We start from the raw sequence: 7,163 nt of genomic DNA on the forward strand, positions 1-7,163 counted from the left end.
CTAAACCATTTTGATCTATATGTACTCTTGATTAAAGCTACTGAGGGTATTATGAAATGGATTCGAATGTGTACATTTTTTCAGTTCAAAAAATGAAGGGAACGAAACATGATGCCATTACATATTGTGCTTGTTGAGCCGGAGATCCCGGCTAACACAGGGAATATTGCTAGAACGTGTGCTGCTACCGGAACACATCTGCATTTGGTGAAGCCGCTGGGCTTTCGTACCGACGATGCTACGTTAAAACGTGCTGGACTTGATTACTGGTATGCGGTCCACATTGAATACCATGAATCTTTTAATGAGGTGCAGGAGAAGTATCAGAAAGGCCGCTTTTTTTATGCCACGACGAAGGCAAATCAGCATTATAGTGATATTGCATTTCAGGATGGAGACTTTCTGGTATTTGGCAAAGAAACGAAGGGACTGCCTCCCGAGCTTCTGGCTGCCAACCCGGATACATGCATCAAGATGCCTATGTCAGATAAAGTAAGATCGCTAAATTTGTCGAATTCCGCTGCAATTATCGTATATGAAGCGTTGCGGCAAATGGATTTTCCAGGTTTATCGTGAATTTACCAAGTGAGTGAGTATAAGTGCGAATAAAGAACCAGGACCTTAGTTGCTAATCAAGCCTCGCGTATCTGTTGTTCAGACAAACCCGCTGTAGGGCTTGAAAATAAGGTTATATTCAGTAATTTGTAAAATCCACAGATAAAGCTAATGATAATGGACATTCCGGTCGATAAAAATATTATAGACATTCTGTACCATACTTTGATATGGTTCAAGATTTTATGAAAAAATGTAATAAAATTTCCTGTGGTCAGCAGGATTCGACAAAAAGACAGCGAATACTACATAAAGAATAGTGTCTTTGTACCTAGTTTTTCGCAGGGAAGAAAAATGCAAGTCATAATGAATAAGAGAGGTGTACGATCACGATGAAACCTGCCGGTGTGGTGCGTAAAGTTGATCAGCTGGGGAGAATAGTCTTGCCCAAATCACTGCGCAAAAGATATCAAATGAATGAGGGAGATCCTGTCGAAATTTTGGTACAGGGTGACCATATTATTTTGGAGCGTTATCGTCCGAAATGTGTATTTTGTGGATCAGTTGAGCAAGTGAACAATTTTAAAGACCGTTATATTTGTGCTCAATGCTTGACTGAAATGACACAGTACTCCTAAAATGGGGCAAAAGCATCACGACATTCGTTCGTGATGCTTTTTTTCTTATAGAGTATAAGTGAGCAAGCGTAGTTTGCATGCTTATAAACGATAAGCTCCTATTTATAGAACAAAAAATGAGTAGGGACCGGACGCAGATTGCCATCCGACGGCTTGTTCACGACCCGACCGTTCAGGATGAGTGAGGAGGAGCCGCCCCCGTCCAGATTATAAGCATTCTGAACGCCGAGATTGTGCATTTTTCCTTGTAGTTCTTCCAGTGTTGCACCTGAACCTCCGCTTTCATTGTAGCCATCTACGACAATAATGAGCAGTTGATCATCTTTATAGTTGCCGATGGCTGTACGTGGCGCTCGTTTAGGCGATATCTTCCATTTATCCGGAATCGGCATCTTTTGGCCGCTTTGCAGCAGTATGGGAACGAAGGTAGCTCCAAAGGCAGGCTTTAGGCTGTCCAGAGCGCTTTGACTGTAAAACTTGCCGCCGATGAGCTTGCCGGTGTTGTTCAATCCGACGAAGGATAAATCCTTAAAGCTGGACTGAAAGCCAGTCAGGTAATGACCGTTCATGACAGTAGTGCTTAATGGATAGCGTTTGCCGTCTCCATCCGCAAAGCCGCCTGCATTAATGCCAGCGACGGCTCCATGTCTCAAGACAGCACGCATGGTCGTTTCGGAGCCGCCCAATTTGTCACTCCCCAGAGACATTTTCATAGCGGCAGGATCCTTAAGTTTGACCTTCATGGCATAGCCATGATAAATCCCCGGGTTCACCTTAAATAATTCAATAGTAATCCGGTTGCTGTCTACCCGCTCATAGGGAACCCCGAGCTTAGCGGTGATGCGTCGACCATAGATTTTTTCGGGACGTTTGGATTGGATGGAGGATGTTTGGACAAGCTGGTTCATCGTTTGGGTCGTTTGCTTGTACAGTTCTGATGTCCGGCGAATAGTAGACAAGGTGTACGTTGCCGTTTGTTTGGCTTCATCGAGCTGCTTGCCTACTGATTGCGTTTGTAGAACGACCTTCGTTTTTTGTAGACTCGGGACAGTAGGATCCGAAAAACTAAATGTGGGATGAATTAACAAAACGCACCCCAACAAACCGATAAAAGGAGCAAGGGCCAACATGAAGAAACGATTTACCTGTTTTGTATCCATATTCATTTCAGCAGGTCCATTTTTTTCTGAAGTGTATTGAGCTGCTGCTTAACTTCGTTCAGTTGGGTGTAGAGCTTATTGCTGTTGTCGGTTTTATTGTTTGCATTATCCTTGGTAAAGGTCAGCAGTTCATTGAAGGACTGCACTTTGCCCTCTAATCCGTTAACTTCCTTGGTAAGCGCAGTCAACTGTTTTTCATAGTCGGTTTTAAGCGCTTGAATCTGCTGGTTCGTATGGGTTTGCATTTCGTTCAGCATTTCCTGCTTCAAATGATTGCTGTACAGATAGGTTGCGAGAGCACCTAGTATAATAAGCAGGAACCAAAATAGAAGAAAAGCCTTAACGGGCATCCCCTTTCTTGAAGTGCCCCTCCGGGATTCGGCAGGAGGGTGTTCAGGTGAAGCTTGCATGCGATTTTCAACTCCTATGTAAAATCAAATTTCCAGTCTTTATTTTGCAATTCCAATTCTATCATGGGCCTATTTATTTCGCAAAAGCGAAATAGATGCATAAAATTATTTGGAAAAAGAGATTGCATCGTAAGGAAGTCCTAGGATACAATTTCCTTAAACGATTTTCGCTTCTTATACGTTCATATTTGCGCAATTTCTACATATGGAACCCCAAATTATAGATTCAACTTCGCTAACTATGTATTTTAAGTATTTTTTTGTGAAATCAGGAGGTTTAGACATGAGAAAAGTATGGCAGGTGGTCATCATAGACATCCATCCTACAAGTATGCTTGGAACAAAGCTTATTTTGGAAGACCAGCAGGATTTGCTTGTCAGAGGGATGTCCTCCTCCGGGACGGAAGGTCTGGAATTGGCTTGCTCCATTCGGCCGGAAATCATTTTAATGGATTATAGGTTGCCTGAGGGAACGGCGGAACCGTTCCTAACACAAATACGGGCCTTGTCTCCAGACAGCCATATTGTTATTATGACGGATGAGGATAATATTACGCTGTTCCAACAGCTGATTTCGCTGGGAGCGAATGGAATGCTATCCAAACAGGCGTCACCAAGCCAGTTGATCCATCTGATCAACGGTTTGCGCGAAGGATTTGCTTCGTTACCGATGGATTGGATTCGTTGTGGAAATTGGCCTTTTATGCCCCTCATGGCTTCTGAGCCTTTTGACCAATTGACACAGACCGAAGTTTTTATTATGGAACGTATTGTGCAAGGAATTACATATGACAAAATTGCTATCGAGATCGAAGTCAGTCGGCGCTCCATTGATAATTATTTACGTAAAATTTATGCGAAATTGGGCGTGTCCAGCCGGGCGCAGGCGATTGAACGTTATGCCTTGTATGCGCGTCAAGCGAAGCAACTGTATGCCTGACGCGCAACCCGGAGGTCGTGAGCCAATTTTTCAGGAGAAGGAGGATGTTCATGCAATATTCCTTTGCTTCACGAACTGCTGCAATGTTGGCTTCTCCAGTGCGTCATATCCGGGAAAATGCGAGAAGACACTCCTTTATATCTTTGGCTGAAGAATTGCCTGCACAAGAGCTGTTTCCGGTGAAGCTGCTGGAAGAAGCGGCTCATGATGTATTTGGTTCTGGCCCTGACGCCCTCCAGTATGGTGAACCGGAGGGCTATTTTCCTTTGCGGGCGTGGCTTGCAGGAGAGTGGGAACAGCGCAAAGGAGTTAGAGTGCCACCAGGTCAGATTCTCCTGACAACAGGTAGTCAGCAGGCCATTGACCTGATTATAAGGCTGATGGTGGATGAACGCGACCCAGTGTTAGTCGAAAATCCGACGTCGCCCGGGTGTCTGCAAGTGCTCTCAATGCAAGGAGCGCAGATCGTTCCCGTTGAATCTGATGGAGAAGGTGTGCGTCTGGATCAGCTTGAAGGCTTAATCATTCGCCATCATCCCAAGCTTTTTTTTGCCACACCCACGTTTACGAACCCGACCGGTTCCTTATGGAGCGCGGCAAGACGTCAGGAAATTTTGGAGCTGTGCAGGCGCCATCAGGTGCTGATCGTGGAGGACGACTCTTACGGGGAGCTGCATTTTAAACAAAAAAATGAATCCGGCGACAAGAGCCCGCATGGGCAAAGCCGGAAATTTGCAGAAGCCTATCCTTCGCTATTCGCGCTGGATCATGCGGGACAGGGAGGTCAGGTGCTATATATCGGTTCATTCAACAAAACGGTTGCGCCCGCATTGAGAACTGGATGGGCGGCAGGCCCCGCCCCGCTGATCGAAGGTATGTACGCTTTGAAGCAGTTGGCCGATATGCAGTCCAGTACGATGAACCAGCGGCTCCTGTTCCAGTTGCTGACCAGCTCGCGTTTTCAATGGCACGAGCATTTAGCCATGCTGAACAAAGAGTACTCGACACGTCTGCAATTAATTCTGGAGCTGCTCAAGCGTCCATTTTGGAGAGATGTGATGTACCATATTCCGTCTGGCGGCATGTATGTGTGGGTTCGGTTGCCCGATGGGCTGGATAGCGCATTGCTGCTAAAGGCGGCCTTACCCAAGGGTGTAGCCTTTATGCCGGGAGAGTTATGTGCGGTTGGCAGCGAAGGCGCGTCCCATATCCGCCTGAACTTCAGCCATCCGGGCCGCGAGCAGTTACTTATGGGCATGAATTTGATCGGTGAGACGATCAGTGAATTTACTGCGCGAAGCTAGCTAGGGCCGAATGCTCTGCTTGCTACAGCAGAGCTTCCGGCATTCGTAGTGCGAACAGTAAGAGGTAGGTTTTTCAGTGATCGTCTGCATTGGAGCGCCAGAAGTAAGTGGCGGGCTTCTCAGTGATCCTCCGCATTCGTAGTGGCAGAGTACGCGGCTGACGCTTCCGCGATTCGCCGTTGTCCGCCGCCGTCATCTAGCTCTACAGCCTTGCCAGCGCCCGTTTCGGCGCCTTGCTCTTGCAGTACCGCCGCATACTCGCTCAGGGCAACCTCGCCAAACGGGGTCAGCCTGTAGCGGCCACGGGCTACGCGCTCAAACCAGCCGTAGTAGTTGCGCTGGAGCACGGCTGCGGCCCCGCTGACGGCTGCTGTACGGGCGAGCTGCACCGGTGCGGCTTCCCCCAGATTCTGCAAGGCCGCGGCTACGCGCAGCGCCTTTTCCCGGTAGGCCGTGACCAGCTTGCGCCGGGTACTGCCGCCGGTGTTGTGGTCGCCGCTGCGCGCGTGAAATTCTCGCAGCAGCTTTTCCTTGCGCGAGCCGGTGCGGGGTGTCACTGTTTTGCGGTTACCACCGCTCGTGCCCGCAGGCTTGCAAAGCACCTCAACGAGCGGCGGCTTGGTCTTGTAATGGGTGACGGTGAGCAAGCCGAGTCCCAACTGGCGACACAGTCCGACCAGCTCGCTCCAGCGCTGATTGACAGCCCCTTTTTTCGCACGGTTTCGTTCCACCGCCACATATACATTGCTGCTTAGCTTCAGGCGCTGCATGCCTTGCAGCACAAGCGCCAGATTGAACGTCTTTTTAATCTCCACAATCAGTGGCTCCTGCTGTTCCGGTTTTATACCTACCAAATCGCAGTTACGCACTTCTCCCTTGATTTCATATCCCAAGCTCTCAAAAAAGGCTTTGACCGGAGCGTACAGCTCTGTCTCATGCCGAACCGCCATGCTTCTCTCGCTCCTTTATCCCATTATTCCGAGCTTTTATTGCACCATAATGTGTCAGTTCCGCGTCGTTGTTGTTTATTTTAGCACAGTGTATCTCTCTGTTTTTCGAAAAAGCAGAGGAACCTGTCACAAAAAAAGGTCAATTCTGAACTCAATCTGCATAGGTATGTATTACACTTTTTTTAAGAGGATTGCATCATATCCTGAAAGGCGTGACGAGTGAAGCCATTAACCATCCAGAGTGGAGGATAGTCATTACGCAGTCATGGGAGGAACCGAGCATGAATATTTTTGAACGCGTTGCGGAGTACCGGGCGGAAAACAACCGTCTGGCCTGGAGCGGCACTTTTAGAGAGTATATCGAGATACTCAAGAAAGACCCGACGCCGGCGATGACCGCTCATGCACGGGTTTACAAGATGATTGAATCTTTTGGTGTAGAAGAGGTCGGGGGACATAAGCGATATAAATTTTTCGAGCAGGAGATTTTTGGGCTGGATCGGGCGCTGGAAAAGCTGGTGGAGGAATACTTCCATTCCTCAGCTCGGCGACTGGATGTGCGCAAACGTATTCTTCTCTTGATGGGACCCGTCAGTGGGGGGAAATCGACACTGGTCACCTTGCTAAAACGTGGTCTGGAGAAATTTTCGAGAACGGATCAGGGGGCGGTGTACGCCATTGAAGGCTGCCCCATGCACGAAGATCCGCTTCATCTCATCCCTCATGAACTGCGTCCGGATTTTGAGAAGGAGCTTGGCGTACGAATTGAAGGCAATCTGTGCCCATCCTGCCAGATGAGATTGCGTACAGAATTTGAAGGAGATATTGAAAAGGTCCGCGTGGAGCGGGTGTTTATATCGGAAGAAAATCGGATCGGCATCGGCACGTTCAGTCCTTCGGATCCGAAATCACAGGATATTGCTGATTTGACGGGCAGTATCGACTTTTCTACGATTACGGAGTATGGCTCGGAATCCGATCCGCGTGCGTATCGTTTTGACGGAGAATTGAACAAAGCCAACCGTGGACTGATGGAGTTTCAGGAGATGCTGAAATGCGATGAGAAGTTTTTGTGGAATTTGCTGTCTCTGACCCAGGAGGGTAATTTTAAAGCGGGGCGTTTTGCGTTAATCAGTGCAGATGAATAGTATGTTTTATGATAATACTAAAAAATTGAGCTTGGCTAAATTGGCCTTTAAGTTAACG

7 protein-coding genes and 1 pseudogene are annotated in these 7,163 nt (G+C 47.8%); 5 read left to right on the top strand and 3 right to left on the bottom strand.

The window, feature by feature from the left end; genetic code table 11:
• The first annotated feature begins 111 nt into the window (after positions 1 to 111).
• Positions 112 to 576 (top strand): tRNA (uridine(34)/cytosine(34)/5-carboxymethylaminomethyluridine(34)-2'-O)-methyltransferase TrmL, encoded by a 465-nt coding sequence (gene trmL / locus C1I60_RS13935; protein ID WP_137062285.1) that lies wholly within the window; start codon positions 112 to 114, stop codon positions 574 to 576.
• A 371-nt stretch (positions 577 to 947) separates the two neighbouring features.
• Entirely contained in the window at positions 948 to 1,193 is a 246-nt protein-coding gene (locus C1I60_RS13940) for an AbrB/MazE/SpoVT family DNA-binding domain-containing protein (protein WP_014280616.1), read from the top strand.
• Between the two features lie 98 nt (positions 1,194 to 1,291).
• On the opposite strand, the gene C1I60_RS13945 is transcribed toward C1I60_RS13940, so the two are convergent.
• Positions 1,292 to 2,359 carry a phosphodiester glycosidase family protein gene (locus C1I60_RS13945; protein ID WP_137062223.1) on the bottom strand — a complete coding sequence of 356 codons (1,068 nt, stop codon included), beginning with the start codon at positions 2,357 to 2,359 and terminating at the stop codon, positions 1,292 to 1,294.
• Complete coding sequence (locus C1I60_RS13950; RefSeq protein WP_137062224.1) at positions 2,356 to 2,763, bottom strand: hypothetical protein; 408 nt, start codon at positions 2,761 to 2,763, stop codon at positions 2,356 to 2,358. Before C1I60_RS13950 ends, C1I60_RS13945 begins: the two co-directional genes overlap by 4 nt.
• A gap of 283 nt (positions 2,764 to 3,046) precedes the next feature.
• On the opposite strand from C1I60_RS13950, the gene C1I60_RS13955 reads away from it, so the two are divergent.
• Both C1I60_RS13955 and C1I60_RS13960 read left to right on the top strand, forming a co-directional pair.
• Positions 3,047 to 3,703: a response regulator transcription factor gene (locus C1I60_RS13955; RefSeq protein ID WP_137062225.1), complete on the top strand. Its 657-nt coding sequence runs from the start codon at positions 3,047 to 3,049 to the stop codon at positions 3,701 to 3,703.
• A 50-nt stretch (positions 3,704 to 3,753) separates the two neighbouring features.
• Positions 3,754 to 5,007: an aminotransferase-like domain-containing protein gene (locus C1I60_RS13960; RefSeq protein WP_137062226.1), complete on the top strand. Its 1,254-nt coding sequence runs from the start codon at positions 3,754 to 3,756 to the stop codon at positions 5,005 to 5,007.
• Between the two features lie 119 nt (positions 5,008 to 5,126).
• On the opposite strand, the gene C1I60_RS13965 is transcribed toward C1I60_RS13960, so the two are convergent.
• Entirely contained in the window at positions 5,127 to 5,957 is an 831-nt protein-coding gene (locus tag C1I60_RS13965) for a DUF2161 domain-containing phosphodiesterase (protein WP_137062227.1), read from the bottom strand.
• Positions 5,958 to 6,238: 281 nt separating this feature from the next.
• On the opposite strand from C1I60_RS13965, the pseudogene C1I60_RS13970 reads away from it, so the two are divergent.
• A pseudogene (locus C1I60_RS13970) lies at positions 6,239 to 7,102 on the top strand (protein prkA); the annotation flags it as partial.
• Positions 7,103 to 7,163: the final 61 nt, after the last annotated feature.

The organism is Paenibacillus terrae (assembly GCF_005217525.1).
In the GTDB taxonomy this organism is placed as follows: Bacteria; Bacillota; Bacilli; order Paenibacillales; family Paenibacillaceae; genus Paenibacillus; species Paenibacillus terrae_C.